This is a genomic window from Shewanella sp. 433, from assembly GCF_059338565.1.
The window spans coordinates 1,616,189-1,637,815 of record NZ_CM181703.1 but is presented as its reverse complement, the minus strand read 5'-3'; the positions used below and the strand labels follow the sequence as shown (position 1 = coordinate 1,637,815).

The following is a 21,627-nucleotide window of genomic DNA, read 5'->3' as shown; positions in this document are numbered from 1 at the left end:
GATGATTCTCCCTCTTAAATCCGTCAGTAAAGCCTTAAAAATTTACAAACATATTGATGATCATCGCATTGATAATATCAATAAAGAACCCACACACCAGTGGCACGATAATAAAGGCGCGGTGAGCGGCGCCATATTGCTGTGTCACCGCGGTCATATTGACAATCGCGGTAGCGGTTGAGCCTAATGTCACACCGCCAAAACCTGAGCATATCACCGCAGATTCATAATCTTTGCCCATAGCCCGAAACACCACGAAGATGGTGAACATCACAGATAACAGCACCTGTAAGCCCATCACCGTCGAGATATACAGTAAACTGCCTTCAAGTTCCCATATTTTTAGGCTCATCAATGCCATGGTTAAAAACATCCCCAAACAGATATCTTGGATCAAGGTTAAGCCCCGGCCAGCCTCAAGGATATAAGCACTTTGCGCTCGCCCCTTGCGCTCAAGATAAAATCGACCACTATTACCAAGGATAATCCCCGCCAGTAAACAGCTCACAAATAACGGTAATTTAAGCCCAAACCCCGTTAACCCAACATCGATAAAATAACCCATGATGAGGGTGACATTGAGCCATAACCACGCTCGTAATACCCCAAAATAGTCGACCTGCATGTGCTGGCTATTCTCTTGATGGCTAGTACCAATATCAAGCTCATCATCGCCACTGGCTTTAAGGTGGTGACGTTTCATTAAATAAGCCGCGATCGGCCCCCCAATCATACAAGCAGAGATTAAACCGAGCGTATTAGACGCTATCCCGAGCTCAGCCGCATTGGCAATACCTAACTCTTCAACAAAAGTGGGCGTCCACGCCATGGTGGTCCCCACGCCACCGATGAGGGCAATAGACCCAGACATTAATCCCGCTTTAGGATCGAGACCAAATAGGGTCGCGACACTGACGCCCATCACGTTTTGAATAAAGATAAAGCTGGAGGAGAGCAGCAGTAAAATCAGTAACGGCTTACCACCTTTCAACAGAGTAGCGATATCAGCCTTAAGACCAATACCCGCAAAGAAGTACAACAGTAAGATGTCACGAACATCGAGGTTAAACTCAATCTGCAGATCGAAGCCATAATAGAGAATGCCCACAATCGCCGCACAGGCAAAGCCCCCCACCACAGGCTCTGGAATACTGTATTTACGCAGCAGCTCATAACGTGAAATGATATTTTTACCGATAAATAGCGCAATAATCGCTAAGGTAAAAGAGACGAAATCCTTTATTTCAACAAGTTGGGGGTCCATATTGAGTCCTAGCGCATCGTGTTTACAAAAGGATAACATTGTTGCCGTAAAATAACGACTAATGGCTAGGTTAAATCTTTTATTTCACACGGTTGACTAAAGGCTAGGTAGCAGCCGATAAGCTATGCAAGCTTAAACGGCCAAGGTGATGAGCTTAACGCTTATGGTGCTTAGTGATAAACTTATCAAGCTGATTGCCAAAGGCCTGTTTCTCACTTTGGCCTATCGCCGCGGGGCCTCCCGTTTGTACGCCACTGGCGCGCATGGTGTCCATAAAATCACGCATATTAAGAATCGATTTAATATTTTGCGTGGTATATAGCTCGCCTCTTGGGTTTAACGCAAAGCCGCCCTTATCTATCACCTCTGAGGCTAGTGGAATATCGGCGGTGATCACCAAATCGCCTGCATTTAAGCGTTTGACTATCTCATCATCGGCCACATCAAAGCCTGACGAAACGGTCACTAAATTGATGAAACGTGACGGCGGAATGCGCATTGCGTGATTCGCCACTAAGGTCACCTCGATTTCGGCGCGATCGGCTGCGCGAAATAGCATCTCTTTTATCACCCCAGGACATGCGTCGGCATCGACCCAAATTTTCATTTACCCCTCCAGCTCATTTGAGCAAACACTTATGTGCCTATCTATTGCACTTAACCCTCATGCGTCGCTATCTATGCCAATGGCGCAGCGCGATTAAGTGCATGATTAATTGGCGGCGACTATAGCATAAATCCGCTTGGCGACTAAATATGCCCAGCCCCCATCTTGGCCAAGGTTCGATTAACACTTTAGTAAAAGATATGGTATTTTTATCCCATTATCAGGGCTTTATTAGTAATCAATTTATTATGACAGTAGTTAGCAGCAACGCACCTGCGCCAGCCTTTACGCCAGACACCTTCGCCTTTTTAGCTCAACTTGAAGCGAACAACCATCGCGACTGGTTTAAGGCCAATCAAGCCGACTATGAAGATAAGGTGCGCACCCCTGCACTGCAATTTATTGCAGCGATGGCGCCGCACATTCAACAGCTATCGCCTCGCCTAACGGCGGTGGCCAAAAAGGTCGGCGGCAGCCTAATGCGCCCCCAACGCGATGCCCGCTTTAGCAAAGATAAAACCCCCTATAAAATCAATGTCGGTATCCAGTTTCGCCACTTCCAAGGCAAGGATGTGCATGCACCGGGTTTTTACCTGCATATTGCCAACGAAGGCTGCTTTATCGGCGCTGGTATTTGGCACCCTGACAGCAAGGCGCTAAACCACATTCGTAGCTGTATCCTTGACAACCCCAATGCCTATAAACAAGCCTTAAAGCAACTGGCTGATGCCGGTTTCGCCATGGAGGGCGACAGTCTAATCAGGCCACCGAAAGGATTTGATAAAGACCACCCTATGATTGATGAGCTTAAGCGCAAAGACTTTATCGCCATCAAAGCCATCAGCACGGAGCAACTATTTGCCGACAATTTTGATGTGTGGTGCGCCAAGCAATTTAGCCACGCCAACAAGCTTATGGGTTACCTTTGCTTTGCATTGGATTTAGATTATTAAAAAAATAGGGATATTAGATGAACAAGCGGTTAACGACTAAAACGATCACAAAACCACTAACGACATTAATGACCATCGGCCTGGTCAGCGCCTCACTATCAGGCTGTACCAACCCAAACACGCCAGCAGGTGAAGAAGGTTATGTCTTCGAAAAACCTAGGATCTTTGGCTCTGGTGGATATCGTGGCAGCCTGATAGGCCCCAGTAACTATGGCGTATCATTGTGGCGCAACGAAATCATTAATATCGATATGCGGCCCAATACTTACACCGAAAGCTTTAACATACTGGCCAATGATGATCTCAACATCAGTTTTAATTTTCATGCGGTCATCGCCATTAAAGCTGGCTCTGTCAAAGACGTGGTTGAACAGTATGGCGCAGAAAACTGGTATATCCGTTTTGTCCGTGAAACCTTCAGGACCTATGTCCGCGATGAAGTGCAGCGCTACGATAGTGTTGCCCTAAAAGAAAACCGCTCAAAAATTGCCGAAGCGGTCGAGATAAACCTCAAAGACTATCTTAAAACCTCACCGTTTCAGCTTAGAAACGTGGTCATAGGCAATATCAACTATCCTGAGATTGTGGCGATCGCGGTTGAGAAAAAGCTGGCTGCGCAGCAGTTATTATCTGAGAAAGAAACCCAAAAAGAGATTGCGCAAAAAGATGCCGAGATCCGCATAGAAGAAGCGAAAGGTATCGCTGAGGCGCAAAAGATCATCAACACCACCCTGACCCCCAATTACTTGCAACATGAAGCCATTAATGCCCAAATGAAAATGGCTGACTCGCCCAATCACACCACGGTATACATACCTGTCGGAACCAACGGCATTCCGCTGATTAAAGGCGCGAAATAGTGCACAACAGGAGATGGAACGATGAAGCTATATGAACTAGCCATGACCCCGAGTGCGAGGCGGGTCAATATTTTCCTTAACGAGATGGGAATTGAACTTGAGCGCGAAACGGTCAATATACGTGCTGGCGACAACCTCAGCCCTGAATTTAAAGCACTTAGCGTCAACGGTCGTATTCCGGTGCTGCAGCTTGATGATGGACAAACCTTGTGTGAGTCCATAGCCATATGTCGCTACCTTGACGAGATCTATCCAGCGCCGCGTTCGCTATTTGGCAACGCTGCACTTGAGAAAGCCCAGATTGAGATGTGGCAACGTATCTGTGAACTACAAGGTTTATTCGTCGCGTTTCAGGCCTTTAGAAATATCACTAAGATTTACCAAGACCGTGAGCGCTGCATCGAAGCCTGGGGGGAAGAGTCGCGCCAACGCGTCATCGAATTTCTGCCCACACTCGACACTCAGCTCAGCAAGCAGCCCTATATCGCTGGCAAACATTTTTCGGTCGCCGACATTACCGCTTATGTCATGCTGAGCTTTATCAAACATCTTGAAATAACCCCTGATGAGGCTCAAATACACCTCATCGCTTGGCTAAATCAAATGGAGCAACGCCCCTCGATTCAAGCGGTTAACTCAGGTAAGCACTAACAAGTGACTCAGCCTCAGCACGAATGTCAGTGCTACAAGGTAAATGCAGTAATGTAAGTAACTAATGTGAGTAACTAATGTAAATCGCTAATGTGAGTCACTAATCTAAGTCACTAAGGGCAAATTGACTGCTGCACTGCGGGTTAATCGGCTGAGTAACGGCGCTGCACCGCCGCTGATCACAGCCTAAGTGAGGCCAATCGGGCTTCACTTAGGCTCGCGCTTCACTTAGGCTTAACCGATATAAAGACTAGGGCAGTTAGAGGCTAAATAATACATCGCTGCGAATGATATATTTTACCCCTTTGGTTATCGCCACAGAGCTATGAATACAGTGCATTGGATGCATGCCATGTGGGAAACATAACACGCTACCGGCTGGGGTTCTGACATCGACATTGGTCACCTCATCCCCGGCTTTAACCGGTTTAGCGGCATCGTTAGCGTTGACCATAAAGCGGGTTTCTCCGCCTTCAAAGTCATCACTTAACAAGATTAAAAAGGTCATTTGGCTAAAACGATCTGGGTAGGCATTGGCAACAAGTTGGTTGTCGATAATGCGGCTACCCGACCAAGCACCATCCGAGTGAGGTTTGAAATAGTCATCTTGGTTATAACGATAAAAACGAAACCGCGCATTGATGCCTAACGCCGTCGCACTGTTAAAAATCCCCTGCCTATCGTCCATCAGATGTGCCACTCGTTGCCAAATTATGCCATCGGTATGAGTATCAACGACCCAAGTTAAGCTATCGTTATGACGAACACTGCGCGGCAGTGATACTGCGGCGTCAGGTAAAAAGCCCAGCTGCTCGCTGAGCGCAATCAATCTCGCGCATTCATCCTTAGACAATACATTTAGTAACTGAAACGCCCCGGGGACATGGGTTAACTCGCGGCGCATGATCTGGCTAATATCAAAGTCACGGCTTAACATGGCCGGGTTAGCAGCAGAGTTTCCCCATGCCGGCAACGCCGGATGCTCAGCCCCTGGCTCAAAGGCGGCAACAAAAAACGATTCTGGCTTATTTTCAGGTTTCATATTTATCTCGAATTACAGTTAATTTTGCGGTGATTAAGCGGCGCATCACTGGCAAACAATTTTCATCTATATCATTAATATCAATTTGATAAGTAACAATTGGCTTATATTATCCAACCGAGTTATCGGCTGAGTACTCTCACCTGCGCAAATTGGCGATGCCCAGCAGGCGTGCCATGAAAACCAAAGCCACTTTGTTTAGCCCCAACCCATGGTCCGACACCACCAGCGCCCTGATTAATCCCCACCATACCCGCTTGCAGCTGCTCGGCTACATCCGCGGCGCCAACACCGCCAAACACAGATGCGCCCAGCCCATAAGGAGTGGCATTCGCTCGCTCAATCGCTTGAGATATATCAGTGAAGCGGCTAATGGCCACAACTGGGCCGAAGGTTTCCTCTTGCTCTAATTGCATGTCGGCAGTGATATCGGCCACTACCGTTGGATGTATAAATGGTGGCTCATAATGCGCCTGACCGAGTAGGAATCGGGCGCCTTTATCTTGAGCATCGATAAGCTGTGCCACCACGCTCTGATGCTGCTTATGGTTGACTATCGGCCCAATGTTCACATTAGCCAGATCCCAAGCCCCCACGCGATAACGGCTAGCTAGAGCCACCACTTTTTGCTCAAATTCATCGGCAATACGAGCATCGACATAGATACGCTCGGTCGAGGTACACATCTGCCCCGCATTTTCAAAGGAGCTCGCCACAGCAAACTGCACCGCGTTATCAATATCCGCGCTTGCCATGACGATTAATGGATCATTTCCGCCAAGCTCCATGACTAAGCGTTTTAATGAAGATGCCGCTGACGCCATTATGTGTTTCCCCGCAGCAAGCGAGCCGGTGAAGGCCACCATATTAATATCGGCATTGACTAAAGCCTTCCCCGTTTCCGCCCCGCCATGGGCAATTTGCAATAGGCCTTCGGGCAACACCTCATTTAACGTGTTCACAAATAAGTCTGCCACCAAAGGGGTTTCCTCTGATGGTTTTAATATCACGCTGTTACCTGCCATTAGCGCAGGAAGCAACAAGTTGTTCGCCATTGCAAGCGGATAATTCCATGGAGAAATCACCCCAACCACGCCTAAAGGTCGGTATTGTAACTCGGCGCCGCGCCCTAAAGGCTCAGCCTTTAGCGCAGCGGCAATCTCTTGGCAAAAATACTCGGCATTTTGTACCGTGCCTGCGGCTTCATAACTCGCTCTGCGATGATCTTTACCCATCTCTTTACTGATTAATAATGCCAGTGATGGTTGGACTTTTGTGAGATTGGCATATGCCTGAACCACTTTTTGCTGCCGCGCGCTTAAGGATAATTGCCCCCAAGAGCGCTGCGCGGCTTGTGCCCGTTTAACTCGCAAAGGCATTTGTGCAAGAGTGGTAATGGCAACCTCACCGAGCGCTTGTTGATCGATTGGGTTGTAAGAGGTGAGCATAGACATCAATTGGTTTCCTTCAAAGGCATTAACTTAGGCTCATGCCAGATACATTATCTTTGGTGACTGAGACATAGTTTGCTAGAGTGGTAAATTAAAGCAACCAGTATACTTTTAGTAACCACCTATATTTTAACGACAACATTAAAAATAATAGTTTAAATACAATGACTAAAGATAAAGAAATAAATTCACCAAGCTGTGAACAACCTTGTCTGATCGAGCGCGGCATGCGGATTTTAGGCGGAAAGTGGAAGGCATCCATTTTGTGGCATTTAAAAGATGGCCCAGTGCGCTTTAATGAACTATCACGCATGCTGGCAGGCGCCAGTAAAAAAATGGTCGATCAACGCCTTAAAGAACTAGAAGCCCAAGGGCTGGTGACCAGAGAGATCATCTGTACTCGTCCTATTGCTGTGACTTATGAAATCACCGACTTTGGCCGCACCGCACTAGCGATATTAGAAAAACTCAAAGATTGGACCGAAGAAAATGACCTTTAACAGAGATTAACCGTGCGCAGCACAGGGCGATCACATCGCTCAATGCATGTTTATATCGCCGGGGTAACATTAGCTGTATCACTAAACTAGCGTCAGGTTGAGTGTCGTGTTGACCACTCTTACACCGACGTCTTTGGTGCGGGACTTGGGCTTAGTGGTTACATCAATAATACAGATGTAATCACTACGCCTTAGATTAAGCCACCCAATCGCTTATTCGGCATTATTTTTGATGACTTTTATAATTAACATCATTGATCACCTAAGCCCATCGTGCCAGCCCATTATCTCGATTAACTTAATTGATGGTTTTGACTCCAATAACGATTGAATATCAAAATCTTGCGATACTTTCGATAATAAAGAGTGAGGAGATATGAGTCTCAACAGTGCGACGATACTTAATCACTTCAGCACCTAAGAATGACGTAATTCTTTTCCATGGTAAAAATCATTATCTAACGGCGCTCGCAAGCAGCAACAGTTCTAGCCTAATGTCACGCGTTGGACGCCTGTGTTTCATCTTTAGTGCTTAATGCTATGTTATGCGATTTTCATTTGTCCTTTCAGTACCGTAATCGCCTGACCTGATAGTTTAATCAAACCTGATGCCAACAGCTCAACATCAACATAGCCACCTCGCGAAGAGGCCTGAAACCCCTGCATACGAGATTTGTGCAACTTTTCTGACCAATAGAGACACAAGGCACAATGGGCTGAACCCGTCACAGGATCTTCATTAACCCCCACCCAAGGCGCAAAGTAACGGGAAATAAAATCAACTGCGGAGTCTGATTTAGCCGTGACAAGCACACCACGACCTTGAAGCTCAGCTAGACGGCCGAAATTAGGCGAAAGCCGCTTGACGCTATCTTCACTATCGAGCACGATTAAGTGTTTAGTATCAAAAGTACCAGAATCGATAACACTCTCTGCGGTCATACCTAATAACTGAATAAGCGCAGGATCCATGTCACGGCTCATATTTAACCGTGGGGCGGGAAACGATAGATGAATACAATCGCTATCCAGCTCTGCTTGCAATACTCCCGATAGCGTATTGAACTCAATGATGTCACCAGTACGATAGCGCCCCTGTTCTTTAAGTATATGCGCAACGGCTAAGGTTCCATGGCCACACAAGTTGACTTCAACTTCTGGTGTAAACCAGCGTAATTGCATCGTATCAAGTGCTAAAAATGCCGTTTCTGACACCGCCATCTCACCTGAAATGGCCAACATAGTGCTCTTATCGAGACTCTGCTCTGTAATACATACCCCTGCAGGATTACCTTTAAAGACTTCAGATGTGAACGAGTCAACTTGATAAATATTTACTTCCACGGCATCTTCCTAATTGATAATGGTAGGCTTATGGTTGATGGGGCGATGTTCGCGTTGCCGGTAACGGTTTAACAGCACACTGGAGCAACGCTCACTCATTGATACTTTATCCCTTTGTGCTTTAACCAGCCATGAGGGTGACGGTTTTTAGGATCTTGGTGCGTCCAGTGAATGACGCCGCCTTTTTTATTCCACGCATATTCGCCATAAAATTGCACTGAGTCGCCAATAGCTAGGTTAGGGATCTTGGGGGCGATATCGATATTATGTGCAATTAAAATACTCTGTCGATTATCAAGACGTAAAATAAAGCGTTGGTGTCTTGAGCCTTTATTATCATCAGCTAACAAACGAATCACTGTGCCCTCGCCTTGCACCTGAATATGACTTTGTTGTGATTCATAAGCCTGTTGTAAAAGCGCATCATTGGCCCACACAGGCAAGGACAATAGGCTTAAGCTCAATAGAATACAGGTTAATATCCGCTTCATTCTCACCCTCTCTTGAACCTGGCGCCTATCCACAAGAGACGCGATAACCAGTTCAATCTAATGCTTAAGGCTCATCTGAGCCATTGTCGTTATACCGTTATGCGGTTCTTGATACCATTGGATGATCTGGCTTTAATTGCAATAGATCCCAGCGGTTGCCGTAGAGATCTTCAAACACAGCGACTGTGCCATAATCTTGCTCTGCAGGCTCTCGAATAAAGTTAACCCCAACAGAGACCATGTGATGATAGTCACGCCAAAAATCATCGGTATTAAGGAATAAAAAAACGCGTCCACCGGCCTGATTGCCGATAAAGGCCTCTTGCTCAGGTTTAGATGCTTTAGCGAGCAGTAGACTCATGCCAGTTGAACCCGGCGGCGCGACCACCACCCAGCGTTTATCTTGTTCAGCTTGGTAGGTATCTTCGACCAGATCAAACTTTAACTTATTGACATAAAAATCGATCGCTTCATCATAGTCTTTTACGACTAATGCAATATGAACAATATTTTGTTTCACAATAACGCCTCACTGATTATAGGGCTAGATTAAACGCCGCCGTTGCTGCTAACGTTAATATGCATAGCCGTATGCTTATTCCATGTATCTAGATTACTGGTTAAAGAGTCCATTTTGTGGGTTTGTATTCATTAAATTGAGACAACTAAGGCTAAGCTGTGTCGCTCAGCCTTATCTATACGCTTGCCACCATGCTAATCATTTTTAGGTTAAGAGTCTTGTGGCAAAACGCGCCTTAAAGCCAGCATGGCCACAGTCTAAGGTTACTCTATATCCGTTTGTGAGCACTCGGTCTGCCAAGCCTCAATGGCATCGGCGGCGGCGCGAAATGCCTCGATACCCGATGGCATGCCGCAGTAGACAGTTGAGTGCAGTAACACCTCTTGGATCTCTGCAACTGTGCAGCCGTTTCGCAGCGCGCCTCTTACATGGCCTTTAAGCTCTGTCGGCGCCTTTAATGCTGCCAAAGTGGCAATGGTAACAAGGCTGCGAGTTTGCTTTGAGATCCCCTCTCGCACCCACACTTCTCCCCACGCATTTCGGGTCACCAGATCTTGCAGTGGCTGGGTAAAATCTGTGGCTGAATTTAGCGCCCTATCGACAAATGCATCGCCCATCACTTCTCGCCTTACCGCTAACCCTTGCTGAAACTTATCTTTGTCCATCGGTTGCACTCCTAAAATTCATTAACAATACTTTAAAATACTGTTTGATAATGAGTACCGCAAGTGATTAAAAAACAATACGTTCTGCTTTAAATCCGATAGAGCAGAAGCTGAATAAAACTAAGCAGCAAAAACCTAAGCGACAAAATCGAGCAGCTGAGGCAAAAAAGCGTTACCGTCTGATACGCCGCGATGATACACCGCCTCGACTTTCGACACATCACGCTCTAAACGCGACAAGCCTAAAGACGTTTGTGGCTGTAATACCAGCGCACTGCCCGCTGCTTGTGCGGCGGCCAAGTCAGCTAAAGCGTCATTGTATACTTGATGACGGGCTAATATCGCGGCGGCCACTTTAGGATAACGACGGTAAACACGCTGTGCTAACCACTTTAATTTAAAGGCTGATTTTCGATAGTCTGGCTCTTGGGTCAAAATAACCACTTGACGTTGATAACCATCAACTCTTGCTTGCGCCAAAGGGATAGGCGCTGCAATACCGCCATCTAAATAGGGAGTGTTGTTTAATAGGGTGGGGGAAGAGATAAACGGCAAACTGCTCGAGGCAATAAGTACCTCTAAAAATGTGTCATGCTCGGCAAAATCACACTTACCAAAAAATGCGGTCTCACCCGTTAGGCAATTAAAGGCGCCGACTTTAAATTCAGCGTCAGCGTGTTGAAAGGCCTCAAAATCATAGGGTAAGAGCTCATGGGCCATACGCCGATAGGTAAAATCGGTATTAACATAATTGCCGTCACGTAAAAAATACTTCAATCCCATATAGCGCTTATCGGCAAGATAACGTTGCTGAATTTTAAGGTTGCGCCCGTGCTGACGCGACAGGTAAGACGCAGGATAAATCGCCCCAGCGGAGACCCCAACCAAATACTTAAAATGAACATCGGCAGCGAGAAAGGCGTCTAATACCCCAGCGGTATAGATAGCGCGCAGCCCACCGCCCTCGAGCACTAAGCCTGTGTCACTAATTGTTAGGCCGCGAGACGATGTTGTCTTGTCCACCGAGTTTAAATTAAGCACCCTGCCCCCGTTTATCAATGCGCGACTAACATCAGTTATGCTGCACCTATATTGCCACTACAAGCCTATTATCGTCATATATTAAATGGCTTGCTTCTATAAAATCGACATTGAGAGTACACAGATAAATTAAAAATAACAAACACCACCATCATAGATTTCATGGCAATGCATTGTTATTAAATGGTTATTTTAACCTGGTGAGGATAGGAGAGCGAACAGTATGGTGGCGAATTAAGCGAGGCGAGCACAACTGCGAGAAATAACATCAACCAATGAGCAAGCGCCCCGTTAAAGTAGTCAGACCAAAGGTGGACATAACACCTACACTCATTGGCCTGTCACATTATAGGTTTCACTCTTCGGCTTGGATCTGCCCCACTAGCAATACGGGTGCCGCATCGAGCTCTTGGGCATCCATCATCGAGGCGATACGCTCGACAGCAGATAACAGTTGACTCTGCTCCCACTCTTCAAGATTTTGATAACGCTTAATAAAGTGTTCTTGCAGCGGTTTAGGCGCCGCACCCAAAATCGTTTTACCCGATTCGGTTAGCGACAAATGCAATTTACGTTTATCGGTTTCACTGCGGGTTCGAGTCACTAAGCCACGGGTTTCTAATCGCTCGATGATGGTAGCAACCGTTGCAGGGCTCAGCGCCACATCTTGAGCAATTTGCTTGGCGAGCGGCACTTCAAGCTGGGCAATTTTCTGCATCACCATCAACTGTGGGCCCGTTAACCCCGATTGCTTACTGAGTTGCCGAGAATGTATATCGATGGCTCTTATTACGCGGCGCAGTGAAATTAATAGTTGTTCGTACTTTTCCATAATCCCCTCTCATTTGAGCTGCACCATAACAGAAATCACACCCAGACTCATGCGCCACAGTCAAAAAAAGCAGAACAACTTAACCAGTTGCTCTGCTTTCATACTCCTGAGTCAATATTAGCCATTTTATCGCCCACAAGATTAACGTCTGTACAGCTTTTATTGTTGTTTTAACCGACACTTTTTAACGAGTTCAGTAAAATAAAACCATGAGGCTTGGTCATGCTTATTGATTTCGATGAACACACCTTTACCGTCACGGCTTGATGAAGCTGCTGTAAAATAAGCGCAGCCAAATAATCCGCGCAGCACCAACCGGAAACATGCTAGTCACTGACAACAAAATGTGTACTCTCACAGTAAAATCACACCAGAGTCCACTTATTGTAAATTACGTTAAGATTGCAAGAGCTTTTCAAGCATCCGATAAATGCCGCTATAAAAGCAGTTAAAGTGTGTCTATCTCTAGCCAAGAGATACCAAAATCGGCCACTTCTGTTAAACTTGCCGCTCTTAACACCTACCAGCGCTGGGCAAATATTCATGGCCGATACCACACCTTCTTCGTTAACCTCTTCTCAAGCTCAAAAGGCAACCGATACTTCCCCAACTTTAGCGTTGCATCATGGTATCAATGCCGATACATCGGCACAAAAGCGCGCCCTGAGCTACAGCATCACAATCCACCAGCTCTTTGAACAAGTGATGCAGAGCAAGCAACCTGCCGATCGTATTGTGGCCGAATATTTTCGTATCAATAAGAAGCATGGCTCTAAAGATAGACGCGTGATCCGCGAGAGCCTATTTGGGCTCTTTCGTTGGCATGGTTGGTTAAGTCAACTGGCAACTCTTTGCACAGCGCCTAAAGCTTGGTTTGCCTCTTTAGCATTAACCGCCAAAATTGAAGGCCACCCTTGGCAGGAATTTAGCGATGCTTGGCAAACCTTTGCGGCGCACCCTGCACTCGCGCCCCTTAACGATGCTGGCGATCTCTCCCGCCTAGCGGCCAAGCAACAACTGCTGCAAACGTGCTTTCCACAGCATGAGTTTGCTTTCACTCAATTAGTCCCAACTTGGTATTGGCAACACTACCCAACAAGCAGTGCTGATGAGCAATATGCCTTGATTGAAGCGCTCTGCTCTCGCCCCCCCATTTGGGGCCGCCTGCAAGGTATTAATAGTGAAGATGCACTCTCCTCACTAAATACTAGCGGTATCGAAGCCAAAATGAGTGACTACTTCGGTGATGCCATCAACCTTGGCCATAAGAGCATCAACCTAAATAGCCTTAAGCTCTACAATGAGGGACAACTGGAGATCCAAGACTTAGGCTCGCAAGTGATTGGGCATATCTGCGCGCCGCGCCCCGATGATAACTGGTGGGACGCCTGCAGTGGCGCCGGCGGTAAAACGCTGCAACTACGCTCTTTAATGTTGCAGCAAGACAGCCACAGCAAAGGCAGTATCATAGCGTCAGATATTCGCCGTAAGCCATTAGAAGAACTGGCTAAACGCGTAAAACGGGCCCATTTTAACCAGATCAGTGTATCGCCATGGAAAACTGATGCATTGCCTGTCGCAAGCGATCAGTTCGATGGTGTATTGGTGGATGCCCCCTGCAGTTGCACTGGAACTTGGCGACGCAACCCCGATATGCGCTGGCTCGATGATGCAAGCGCCATTAGCGACAAACCCGCTTTACAGTTAGATATTTTACAGCGTTCAGCTAAGGCGGTGCGCACTGGCGGAGTAATAGTGTACGCCACCTGCTCCATTAGCCCCACCGAAAATGAAGCTGTGGTTGAGGCGTTCCTCGCCAGCAACCCTAACTTTACATTACAACAGCTGTGCCATCCATTTACCGGTGAGCAGCAATCGATGTTAACCGTATTACCCTATCAAGCCGATAGCGACGGTATGTTTGTCGCGAAGATGATAAAGCGTTAACTCCGCCATACAGGGCCAGTCACACTAAAGCCGTTTACTGGCCCTGTAGCAAAGGTGTTTTTTATCAAACTCATCCTTTACCCATCGCTTGAATCGACTCTTGCTAAATCCCCCGCTTATCACACTGCGGTAGGCATTCAATGCTCATTTAACGCTAAATGACACTAACCTTACTACTCAAATCACCATGTAAATTGCGCACAATTTATTTTACTGATAGGCTATCCTTTCATCAAAAAAGGAGAATACGATGTCTATTTATGATTTTTCGCTGACCAATATCGATGGCAGCACGCGCTCAATGCAAGAGTTTAAGGGAAAGGTGTTGCTGATTGTAAATACCGCCAGCAAATGCGGCTTTACACCACAATACAAGGCATTACAGGCGCTATATGAAGATTTTGGCCCAGAAAAATTTGTGGTATTAGGTTTTCCGTGCAACCAGTTTGGGCAGCAAGAACCTGAGGCTGAAGCCGAAATTAATCATTTTTGTGAGCTCAACTTTGGGGTTAATTTCCCGCTGTTTGCCAAAATTGAGGTCAATGGAGCCAACACAGATCCGCTCTATGACTACTTGAAACACCAAGCCAAAGGCTTGCTTGGCAGCGAAGCAATTAAATGGAACTTTACTAAATTTTTAGTCGATAGTGAGGGGCAGGTCATTGAGCGTTATGCTCCCACGACTAAACCCGAATCTATGAGGGACAAAATAAAATCTTTACTGAATAAATCCAGCTAGATAGCAATAGGTCAACCTATGACACCATAAAAAACGCTCATTTTATGTACGTTGAAATGAACTTTATGTGTCGCTTGCACTCCAATAATTGAACGCGAAGATTTGCTTATTCATGTTCATCATTCTCCCTGGGACTTCTAGCGCGGTCCCCTTGATCTAAATAGATCAACAGGCAACCAGTTGAGTTGCCTTTTTTTATGCCCTCGGTTGTCGGTATTAACCCTCCTCTTTTATCGGGCGGCAAAATTAAATGATTTTTTTGACAAACTCAGTGAACTTTTTATTCGCTGACGACTCTGATTACTTGAACGGATTATTGAATTAGGTGCACGGCACATAATTTTGTTTCATTGTTCATCATCATCTCCCTTTGGTGGCCGGATGGGCCCCAGGAGCATTAATCCAACGCTAGCGCATTTGGATTAATCACACTCCAACACTTTGTTTATGGCAACCTATTAGGTTGCCTTTTTTTTTGGCTATTTTGACAACGAGCGCTGCGAAGTCTGCTGATAGAATAAGTCGTGAACAATGTAAGGCACATCATGTAGCTACCTCATAAAGTCGTTAAATTGCGCCCCTCTATAAAGTACAAATAAAGCGTGATATTAAGCGGCAATATTATTTTTTTTACTCAAGCTGGGAACTAACTGGCAACCATGCACTCTGATAAAGGGTAACAGATTTTTCATCATGATTTGTTCATCATCATCTCCCTTTGGTGGCCGGATGGGCCCCAGGAGCATTAACCCCACGCTAGCGCATTTGGGTTAATCACACTCCACCACTTTCGTTTATGGCAACCTATTAGGTTGCCATTTTTTTTACCTATTGATTGGCAAGCTGTTACACGCCCAATTGCTTATCAAGTTGCGCAACTAATGACGGGTGATACCTTACTCGCGCCTGTTGATAAATCGCCATTAAGGGTTGCTCATAGCCTGCCAACAAAAGCTCGGCATATAAGGGCCGCACAAACTTAGCTCGGCCAATATTTAGTAAGAACGTCTCCACCAAGGGCAGCACGACATCATAATGATTACGAATGGCCACCCGATACCAATCACAGGCAATTTCAGCGTTAGTCGAATGACTAAAATCAAAAGCACTATCTAGCTGTTGCAGCTGTTGATGGCTTAATTGTTCCGGCAAGCTATTAATAAAATATTGCCAATGATGCACGCGCCAATCTGCGGTTTGCGCGGGAGTAATATCACCACCGGCTCGCCAGCTCATCAGAAGCGCATCGACTTTATCTAAACTATTTGAATAAGGCGGCGTAAACCATGACGGCATGCCTGTGCCGTAGATCCATTCCAGCAACTCAGCCTCACTCAGTACATCACCATGTTGTTGCAGTAATGTCTGCTGCGCATAATCGATAAACTGCTCTGTGGTGATCGCCTCAAAGGCAAAATGGCTCACATAGGCGTTTAAGAATGCATCGAACGCCTCTCTGCCTAAGCGTTTTTCTAAGTCATGCACAAACATCGATGCTTTATCGTAGGTAAAACGGTTAAAAGCCTCATTTGGATCGCCTGCTTGCACATTAGCTGGCAAGGTTTGCGCCGTTGTCGGCATGGAGGCGAGTTCTTGCGCTAGGCGACCATACTCTAAGACTAATTCGAGCTGCGCTTGCTCTTTGCCATAAACCGCTTCAACAATTCGATGGGTAAAATAGGTGGTAAATCCTTCATTAAGCCAAAGATCGCGCCAAGTTGCATTGCTGACTAAGTTGCCGGTCCATGAATGCGCCAGTTCATGGGCAACGGTGGACACTAGGCTTTTATCACCTGCAATTAAGGTGGGGGTCATAAAGGCCAAGCGCGGATTTTCCATACCACCAAAGGGAAAACTAGGCGGTAAGACTATCATATCGTAACGCCCCCATGGGTAGGGGCCCAGCAGCGACTCTGCGGTATTGATCATCTGCTCTGTATCTTCAAATTCACTCACCGCCGAACCAAGCACCTCAGGCTCGGCATAAACGCCACTACGCGGGCCTAGGCTGCCAAATTGTAAATCGCCAACGGCAATCGCCAGCAGATGAGTCGGAATGGGCTTTTCCATTTCAAATAAAAACTGGCCATTAAGCGGCGCGCTTGCATCGTTCATGGCACTCATCACAGCGCGCATATCAGCAGGCACATTCACTTTGGCATCAAAGGTGATTCTGGCTTTAGGGGTGTCTTGCAACGGGATCCAACTGCGGGCATTAATGGGTTGCGACTGACTAAATAGAAACGGTAACTGCTTGCCGCTGGTTTGTTCGGGAGTTAGCCACTGCAGCCCCTGCGCATTGGCGCTAGTGTGATAATCAATAGTGATGTTCGCTGAATTAGCACGCAGCTGAATATGCAGTCGCTGCCCGCGGATAAGATCGTGCTTATCAAAATGAAAGTCGAGCCGATTGTCTTTGTCATCTCGCACCGAGTGGATCACGAGATCGCGGCAGTCCAGATACAAATGGCGGCACTGCTCATCAAGATAATTCAGCGTTAACTTAGCACTGCCAGCGAGCCTATGCCGCTCAAAATCGACCGCAACCACCAAGCTTAGATGCAATACGCGGATCTGTTCAACATTCGCAAAAGAGTGATGGTCTTGCTGATTATCCCATTGCTTAGCCACATTTTATCCTTATTATTGTTGCCCTAACGTCAATAGCGCTTAGTGTAATCATCGACTAACCGCTTGTCATTGAGATTAAGCAAACCACTATCCTATGCAGCAGCATTCGCCGCTAAGGTCACCGTTTACAAAGATTGGCTCTCGGCTAAATTCGGACCTTAAAAATCAACCCCAAAAAATAATCACAAAAAATCGGAACTAAAATAGTAAAGTAGACTCTGATTATATGAACAGAATTGATATTGACGAATACAGAGTCCCTAACGGGTAATTAATTGGTTAGTAAGGTTTTCATGGTTCATCATCTCCCTTTTTCGATAGCCTCTAGCGCGGCTATCAACCAAATCCCAACTGGCATTTGTAGCGACCTACTTTAGGTCGCTTTTTTTTGCTCACCAATATGGCATCCCCTGTTATCGTATTGTTAGCCACCGAAATAACATGGGTAAAGCGCCTCGCCTATCAAATGGGTTCATAACTGATGGCTCATACCTGATAGTACAAAAAAACAAAAAGGCCTCATTATTGAGGCCTTTTTGATGGGGTGTCACTCTACACTATGTCCGTTATAGGCGGATACCGGCTTTTGCTAAATCTTTGGCTGTCACAGTCAGCGGTAGTGGTACATAACCGTCTTTCTCTACTGTTTTCTGCCCTTGCTTAGACAAAATAAAGCGTAGGAATTCACGCTCTAATGGCGCTAAGTCTTTATTGGGATGCTTATTCACATAAACGTATAAGTAACGTGATAGTGGATAACTGCCGTCTGCTGCATTGGCAGCGGTTGCTTCGATGTAATCATCGCCTTTCTTGGCGATAGCCACGGCTTTCACCCCAGCAGTCTTATAACCAATACCAGAATAACCAATGGCATTTAATGACTGCGAGACAGATTGCACTACCGACGCCGAACCAGGTTGTTCGTTCACGTTGGCTTTAAAGTCGCCTTTACAGAGTGCTTTTTTCTTAAAGTAACCGTAGGTTCCAGAAACCGAGTTACGACCGTAAAGCTGCACATCTTTCGCTGCCCAATCGCCCCCAAGCCCCACATCAGCCCAACGCTGCACATCATTACCGCCGCACTTATGGGTAGCCGAGAAGATACCGTCGATCTGCTCGATACTCAGCCCCTTAATAGGGTTATCCTTATGAACAAAAACAGCCAGCGCATCAATGGCGACACGGATCTCCGTTGGCTTATAGCCATAATGTTTCTCAAATGCTTCGACTTCATTGGGCTTCATTTTGCGGCTCATTGGGCCAAACTGTGAAGTGCCTTCAGTCAATGCTGGCGGCGCAGTAGAAGAGCCCGCCGCCTGAATTTGAATGTTAACGTTAGGGTACATTTCTTTGTACTCTTCGGCCCACAGGGTCATCATATTCGCTAAGGTATCTGAGCCAACAGATGAAAGGTTACCCGAGACTCCACTGCTTTTTTCATAAGTAGGCAGTGACGGATCGATAGCTGCCATAGAAGTGACAGAGAAAACGCTAGCGGCTGTCAAACTTACCGCACCAACAAGCTGTTTAAGTTTCATTCTTTGCTCCAGTGTTAAGCGACTTGCTTACTCGTTTTATTTAAGTTGCAGTCAGTATCTATCGCAACAATGACAAGTGTATGACGAAGATATGACACTGAGATGACAGACCACCATAAAAGTGATTTATTGCAGCCTCGCCTTAACTTGTACATTCCAAAACACAAATAGCAAAAAAGCGCCTTAGTGGCGCTATCTCTCTTCATGATGCGAATAAACAGGGATGGTTAACTGATTTATGCAATAGACAGATAATTTAAAGTCACTTAGCACCTTTAACCCATAGGTTTAATGAGCACGCTTACCCGTATCAATAAGGTGATTGGGAATAATAAAACTAAAGCAGCTACCTTTACCCAGTCGACTTTCTATCATCAAATCACTCTGGTGATGATTAAGCGCATGTTTCGTGATCGCCAATCCTAGCCCTGTTCCGCCCCGCTGCCGAGAACGGGCACTGTCGACGCGATAAAATCGCTCAGTGAGTCGTGTTAGGTGCTGTGGCGCAATGCCCTCACCCGAGTCGGTCACACTAAACTGCGCCCCTAAAGGCACTCGCTGCCAACACACATGTACACTGCCGCCGGGGTCGTTATAACGAATGGCGTTAGAGAGCAAATTCGAGCAGGCACTTCTTATCTGGACTTCATTACCAAAAATATTCAAGGTCGGATCACAATCAAAACTCAATTGATACTGCCCCTTAGCTAAGGCTTGTGCTTCCTCTTTGAGCGTATCAATCAACAAAGCCATATTAACTTTGGTATCGAGATTGACCGCAGAGCCATCTTCAATACGTGATAACACCAGTAACTGCTCGACCATAGAATGCATGCGGTTAGTCTGTTGCTGCATTTGCTCTAACGCTTTATGTTGACCAGGATTAAACTCTGCCATCTCCTGCATCATTTCCAAATAACCTTGTAACACGGTTAAGGGCGTTTTTAATTCGTGCGACACATTAGCGACAAACTCTTTGCGCATCCCTTCGAGTTGACGAATACGGGTAATATCACGGGCGATCAGCAAGCGTTGCCCAGCGCCATAATCCATAATACGAATTTCTAACACGCGTGATTCATTTTGACTATCGACAAACTCAAAGGGCTCATCAAAAGTCGCTTGTTTAAGATAACCAGAAAAGTCGGGATGCCGTAGCAGATTATCGATACGCTGGCCCTTGTCTTGTGGCCATACTAATCCCAACAATCGTTGGGCTAATTTATTACACCAAGCAATATTATTGTCTGAATCAAGCACGACAGCTGCATCTGGCAGCGCCTCCGCCCCTTGCCGAAAACGCGCTAGCAGATCGGCTAATTGCGCCACCCGTTTACGGTTTTTACCTTGCAGACGATAGATACCATTAAACACCCCTTCCCAACTTCCGCTGCCGTTAGGAGGAGTCAGACGTTTATCACGCCATAGCCAAAAATTAAGCCTAGATAGCTGCTTATAATGCCAAGCCAATAAACCGATACAACCGAACAGCATCACTGGCAACAATTGCCCAAGCAGCAAGCCTATAACCAGACAAGCCAACAAAAACAGCGCTAAGCGACTCAGCAATTGATAGCCAGAGTATGAATTAAACATAGCGAAACCCTAATGCGCAAGTGAGCACAAGATAATCGATACTGAGGCTAACGCCTATTAAATTTTCATGCACCCATTAACTCAACACAAGCCATTAGAGCCGGGTCGAAAAACGGTACCCGGCCCCTCTAACGGTTTGAATCAACCTGTCGTGATTAGAGGGTTCAACGGCTTTACGTAAGCGGCGAATATGCACATCAACGGTGCGGTCTTCAACATACACATTAGTGCCCCACACATTATCAAGCAGTTGTTCGCGGCTATATACTCGCTCTGGATGGGTCATAAAGAAATGCAATAATCTAAACTCGGTCGGCCCCATATCGACTACCTGTTCGCCGACGGTGACTCGGTGACTAACAGGGTCTAGCACCAGACCTTGCACATCAATAGGTTCATCTAAGGCCGTAGGCGCACTGCGGCGCATAACCGCCTTAATTCGTGCTACCAACTCTTTAGGCGAAAAAGGCTTGGTAATATAGTCATCGGCGCCGACTTCTAGCCCTTTGACCTTATCTTCCTCTTCGCCCCTTGCCGTTAACATGATCACCGGTATATGGCGCGTAAATTCATCCTGACGCAGCTTTTTAGCTAATTGAATACCACTCCCACCGGGAAACATCCAATCCAGCAGCACTAAATCGGGATAGGGCTCTGTCAGCATGTCGAGTGCTGAATCAAAATCCTCTGCTGTAGTTGTCGTAAATCCATGTTGTTCTAAAACAAAAGCTAACATCTCTCGGATGGCTAACTCATCTTCAACTATCAAAATCCTAGCAGTCATATGCGATCTTCTATCAGTGAATACCCACGTTGCCATTATTAGGCCGTTTTATTACAAAATTATGAATCAGCCCCCCTATATTGTCATAAAGTCGCTTATTATTGTCATGAAACTTAAAAACAGAGAGGAGCCAAGGTAATTCTTCGCCGCTGTATATCACCGCTTTAGGGT

Annotated in this window: 20 protein-coding genes; 6 read left to right on the top strand and 14 right to left on the bottom strand. The window is 46.2% G+C overall.

The features are described 5' to 3' along the window. Positions 1–34: 34 nt before the first annotated feature. Positions 35–1,264, bottom strand: coding sequence for a sodium/glutamate symporter (gltS, locus tag AC5YB1_RS07350; protein WP_494521295.1), 1,230 nt, complete (start codon positions 1,262–1,264; stop codon positions 35–37). 154 nt (positions 1,265–1,418) lie between these two features. Next, positions 1,419–1,871, bottom strand: coding sequence for a YaiI/YqxD family protein (locus tag AC5YB1_RS07345; RefSeq protein ID WP_494521294.1), 453 nt, complete (start codon positions 1,869–1,871; stop codon positions 1,419–1,421). Between the two features lie 248 nt (positions 1,872–2,119). Between AC5YB1_RS07345 and AC5YB1_RS07340 the strand changes: the two genes are divergently transcribed. From AC5YB1_RS07340 to AC5YB1_RS07330, 3 genes are all read left to right on the top strand, one after another. Further along, on the top strand, positions 2,120–2,824 hold the full coding sequence (locus AC5YB1_RS07340) for a DUF2461 domain-containing protein (RefSeq protein WP_494521602.1): 705 nt from the start codon (positions 2,120–2,122) through the stop codon (positions 2,822–2,824). 68 nt (positions 2,825–2,892) lie between these two features. Next, positions 2,893–3,684, top strand: a complete 792-nt coding sequence (locus AC5YB1_RS07335) for an SPFH domain-containing protein (protein ID WP_494521601.1) — start codon at positions 2,893–2,895, stop codon at positions 3,682–3,684. 21 nt (positions 3,685–3,705) lie between these two features. Continuing rightward, the gene (locus AC5YB1_RS07330) at positions 3,706–4,335 is read left to right on the top strand and encodes a glutathione S-transferase (RefSeq protein WP_494521293.1); all 630 of its coding nucleotides are present in this window, start codon (positions 3,706–3,708) and stop codon (positions 4,333–4,335) included. Between the two features lie 259 nt (positions 4,336–4,594). Here the strand turns inward: AC5YB1_RS07330 and AC5YB1_RS07325 are convergent, their stop codons facing one another. After that, the gene (locus tag AC5YB1_RS07325; protein WP_494521292.1) at positions 4,595–5,377 is read right to left on the bottom strand and encodes a 2OG-Fe(II) oxygenase family protein; all 783 of its coding nucleotides are present in this window, start codon (positions 5,375–5,377) and stop codon (positions 4,595–4,597) included. A 122-nt stretch (positions 5,378–5,499) separates the two neighbouring features. Beyond that, the gene (locus AC5YB1_RS07320; RefSeq protein WP_494521291.1) at positions 5,500–6,831 is read right to left on the bottom strand and encodes an aldehyde dehydrogenase family protein; all 1,332 of its coding nucleotides are present in this window, start codon (positions 6,829–6,831) and stop codon (positions 5,500–5,502) included. A gap of 161 nt (positions 6,832–6,992) precedes the next feature. Here AC5YB1_RS07320 and AC5YB1_RS07315 point away from each other — a divergent pair, with 161 nt between their 5' ends. After that, entirely contained in the window at positions 6,993–7,328 is a 336-nt protein-coding gene (locus AC5YB1_RS07315; protein ID WP_494521290.1) for a winged helix-turn-helix transcriptional regulator, read from the top strand. Between the two features lie 543 nt (positions 7,329–7,871). On the opposite strand, the gene AC5YB1_RS07310 is transcribed toward AC5YB1_RS07315, so the two are convergent. The 6 genes from AC5YB1_RS07310 to AC5YB1_RS07285 form a co-directional block, all read right to left on the bottom strand. Beyond that, positions 7,872–8,672: a PhzF family phenazine biosynthesis protein gene (locus tag AC5YB1_RS07310; protein ID WP_494521289.1), complete on the bottom strand. Its 801-nt coding sequence runs from the start codon at positions 8,670–8,672 to the stop codon at positions 7,872–7,874. A gap of 95 nt (positions 8,673–8,767) precedes the next feature. Beyond that, the gene (locus tag AC5YB1_RS07305; protein WP_475514442.1) at positions 8,768–9,163 is read right to left on the bottom strand and encodes a DUF3465 domain-containing protein; all 396 of its coding nucleotides are present in this window, start codon (positions 9,161–9,163) and stop codon (positions 8,768–8,770) included. Positions 9,164–9,260: 97 nt separating this feature from the next. Next, the gene (locus tag AC5YB1_RS07300) at positions 9,261–9,683 is read right to left on the bottom strand and encodes a VOC family protein (RefSeq protein WP_475514443.1); all 423 of its coding nucleotides are present in this window, start codon (positions 9,681–9,683) and stop codon (positions 9,261–9,263) included. 263 nt (positions 9,684–9,946) lie between these two features. Beyond that, positions 9,947–10,348 carry a carboxymuconolactone decarboxylase family protein gene (locus AC5YB1_RS07295; protein ID WP_494521288.1) on the bottom strand — a complete coding sequence of 134 codons (402 nt, stop codon included), beginning with the start codon at positions 10,346–10,348 and terminating at the stop codon, positions 9,947–9,949. Positions 10,349–10,483: 135 nt separating this feature from the next. Then, positions 10,484–11,338, bottom strand: a complete 855-nt coding sequence (locus AC5YB1_RS07290; RefSeq protein ID WP_494521600.1) for a patatin-like phospholipase family protein — start codon at positions 11,336–11,338, stop codon at positions 10,484–10,486. Between the two features lie 406 nt (positions 11,339–11,744). Further along, positions 11,745–12,221 carry a MarR family winged helix-turn-helix transcriptional regulator gene (locus AC5YB1_RS07285; RefSeq protein WP_475514445.1) on the bottom strand — a complete coding sequence of 159 codons (477 nt, stop codon included), beginning with the start codon at positions 12,219–12,221 and terminating at the stop codon, positions 11,745–11,747. A gap of 543 nt (positions 12,222–12,764) precedes the next feature. Here AC5YB1_RS07285 and AC5YB1_RS07280 point away from each other — a divergent pair. Then, on the top strand, positions 12,765–14,168 hold the full coding sequence (locus tag AC5YB1_RS07280; protein ID WP_494521287.1) for an RsmB/NOP family class I SAM-dependent RNA methyltransferase: 1,404 nt from the start codon (positions 12,765–12,767) through the stop codon (positions 14,166–14,168). A 250-nt stretch (positions 14,169–14,418) separates the two neighbouring features. After that, positions 14,419–14,907 (top strand): glutathione peroxidase, encoded by a 489-nt coding sequence (locus tag AC5YB1_RS07275; RefSeq protein WP_494521286.1) that lies wholly within the window; start codon positions 14,419–14,421, stop codon positions 14,905–14,907. A gap of 846 nt (positions 14,908–15,753) precedes the next feature. Here AC5YB1_RS07275 and AC5YB1_RS07270 read toward each other — a convergent pair. From AC5YB1_RS07270 to phoB, 4 genes are all read right to left on the bottom strand, one after another. Then, positions 15,754–17,538 (bottom strand): M1 family metallopeptidase, encoded by a 1,785-nt coding sequence (locus AC5YB1_RS07270; RefSeq protein WP_494521285.1) that lies wholly within the window; start codon positions 17,536–17,538, stop codon positions 15,754–15,756. Between the two features lie 566 nt (positions 17,539–18,104). Further along, positions 18,105–19,076, bottom strand: a complete 972-nt coding sequence (locus AC5YB1_RS07265; RefSeq protein WP_494521284.1) for a PstS family phosphate ABC transporter substrate-binding protein — start codon at positions 19,074–19,076, stop codon at positions 18,105–18,107. A 288-nt stretch (positions 19,077–19,364) separates the two neighbouring features. After that, on the bottom strand, positions 19,365–20,672 hold the full coding sequence (gene phoR, locus AC5YB1_RS07260) for a phosphate regulon sensor histidine kinase PhoR (RefSeq protein WP_494521283.1): 1,308 nt from the start codon (positions 20,670–20,672) through the stop codon (positions 19,365–19,367). A gap of 94 nt (positions 20,673–20,766) precedes the next feature. Beyond that, entirely contained in the window at positions 20,767–21,456 is a 690-nt protein-coding gene (gene phoB / locus AC5YB1_RS07255) for a phosphate regulon transcriptional regulator PhoB (protein WP_475514456.1), read from the bottom strand. Between the last annotated feature and the right edge of the window lie 171 nt (positions 21,457–21,627).

What these genes read in the sequence shown, in the direction of transcription:
- gltS (WP_494521295.1), bottom strand. Translation starts at nt 1,264, where the DNA reads ATGGACCCCCAACTTGTTGAAATAAAGGATTTCGTCTCTTTTACCTTA.
- AC5YB1_RS07345 (WP_494521294.1), bottom strand. Translation starts at nt 1,871, where the DNA reads ATGAAAATTTGGGTCGATGCCGACGCATGTCCTGGGGTGATAAAAGAG.
- AC5YB1_RS07340 (WP_494521602.1), top strand. Translation starts at nt 2,120, where the DNA reads ATGACAGTAGTTAGCAGCAACGCACCTGCGCCAGCCTTTACGCCAGAC.
- AC5YB1_RS07335 (WP_494521601.1), top strand. Translation starts at nt 2,893, where the DNA reads ATGACCATCGGCCTGGTCAGCGCCTCACTATCAGGCTGTACCAACCCA.
- AC5YB1_RS07330 (WP_494521293.1), top strand. Translation starts at nt 3,706, where the DNA reads ATGAAGCTATATGAACTAGCCATGACCCCGAGTGCGAGGCGGGTCAAT.
- AC5YB1_RS07325 (WP_494521292.1), bottom strand. Translation starts at nt 5,377, where the DNA reads ATGAAACCTGAAAATAAGCCAGAATCGTTTTTTGTTGCCGCCTTTGAG.
- AC5YB1_RS07320 (WP_494521291.1), bottom strand. Translation starts at nt 6,831, where the DNA reads ATGTCTATGCTCACCTCTTACAACCCAATCGATCAACAAGCGCTCGGT.
- AC5YB1_RS07315 (WP_494521290.1), top strand. Translation starts at nt 6,993, where the DNA reads ATGACTAAAGATAAAGAAATAAATTCACCAAGCTGTGAACAACCTTGT.
- AC5YB1_RS07305 (WP_475514442.1), bottom strand. Translation starts at nt 9,163, where the DNA reads ATGAAGCGGATATTAACCTGTATTCTATTGAGCTTAAGCCTATTGTCC.
- AC5YB1_RS07295 (WP_494521288.1), bottom strand. Translation starts at nt 10,348, where the DNA reads ATGGACAAAGATAAGTTTCAGCAAGGGTTAGCGGTAAGGCGAGAAGTG.
- AC5YB1_RS07285 (WP_475514445.1), bottom strand. Translation starts at nt 12,221, where the DNA reads ATGGAAAAGTACGAACAACTATTAATTTCACTGCGCCGCGTAATAAGA.
- AC5YB1_RS07280 (WP_494521287.1), top strand. Translation starts at nt 12,765, where the DNA reads ATGGCCGATACCACACCTTCTTCGTTAACCTCTTCTCAAGCTCAAAAG.
- AC5YB1_RS07275 (WP_494521286.1), top strand. Translation starts at nt 14,419, where the DNA reads ATGTCTATTTATGATTTTTCGCTGACCAATATCGATGGCAGCACGCGC.
- AC5YB1_RS07265 (WP_494521284.1), bottom strand. Translation starts at nt 19,076, where the DNA reads ATGAAACTTAAACAGCTTGTTGGTGCGGTAAGTTTGACAGCCGCTAGC.
- phoR (WP_494521283.1), bottom strand. Translation starts at nt 20,672, where the DNA reads ATGTTTAATTCATACTCTGGCTATCAATTGCTGAGTCGCTTAGCGCTG.
- phoB (WP_475514456.1), bottom strand. Translation starts at nt 21,456, where the DNA reads ATGACTGCTAGGATTTTGATAGTTGAAGATGAGTTAGCCATCCGAGAG.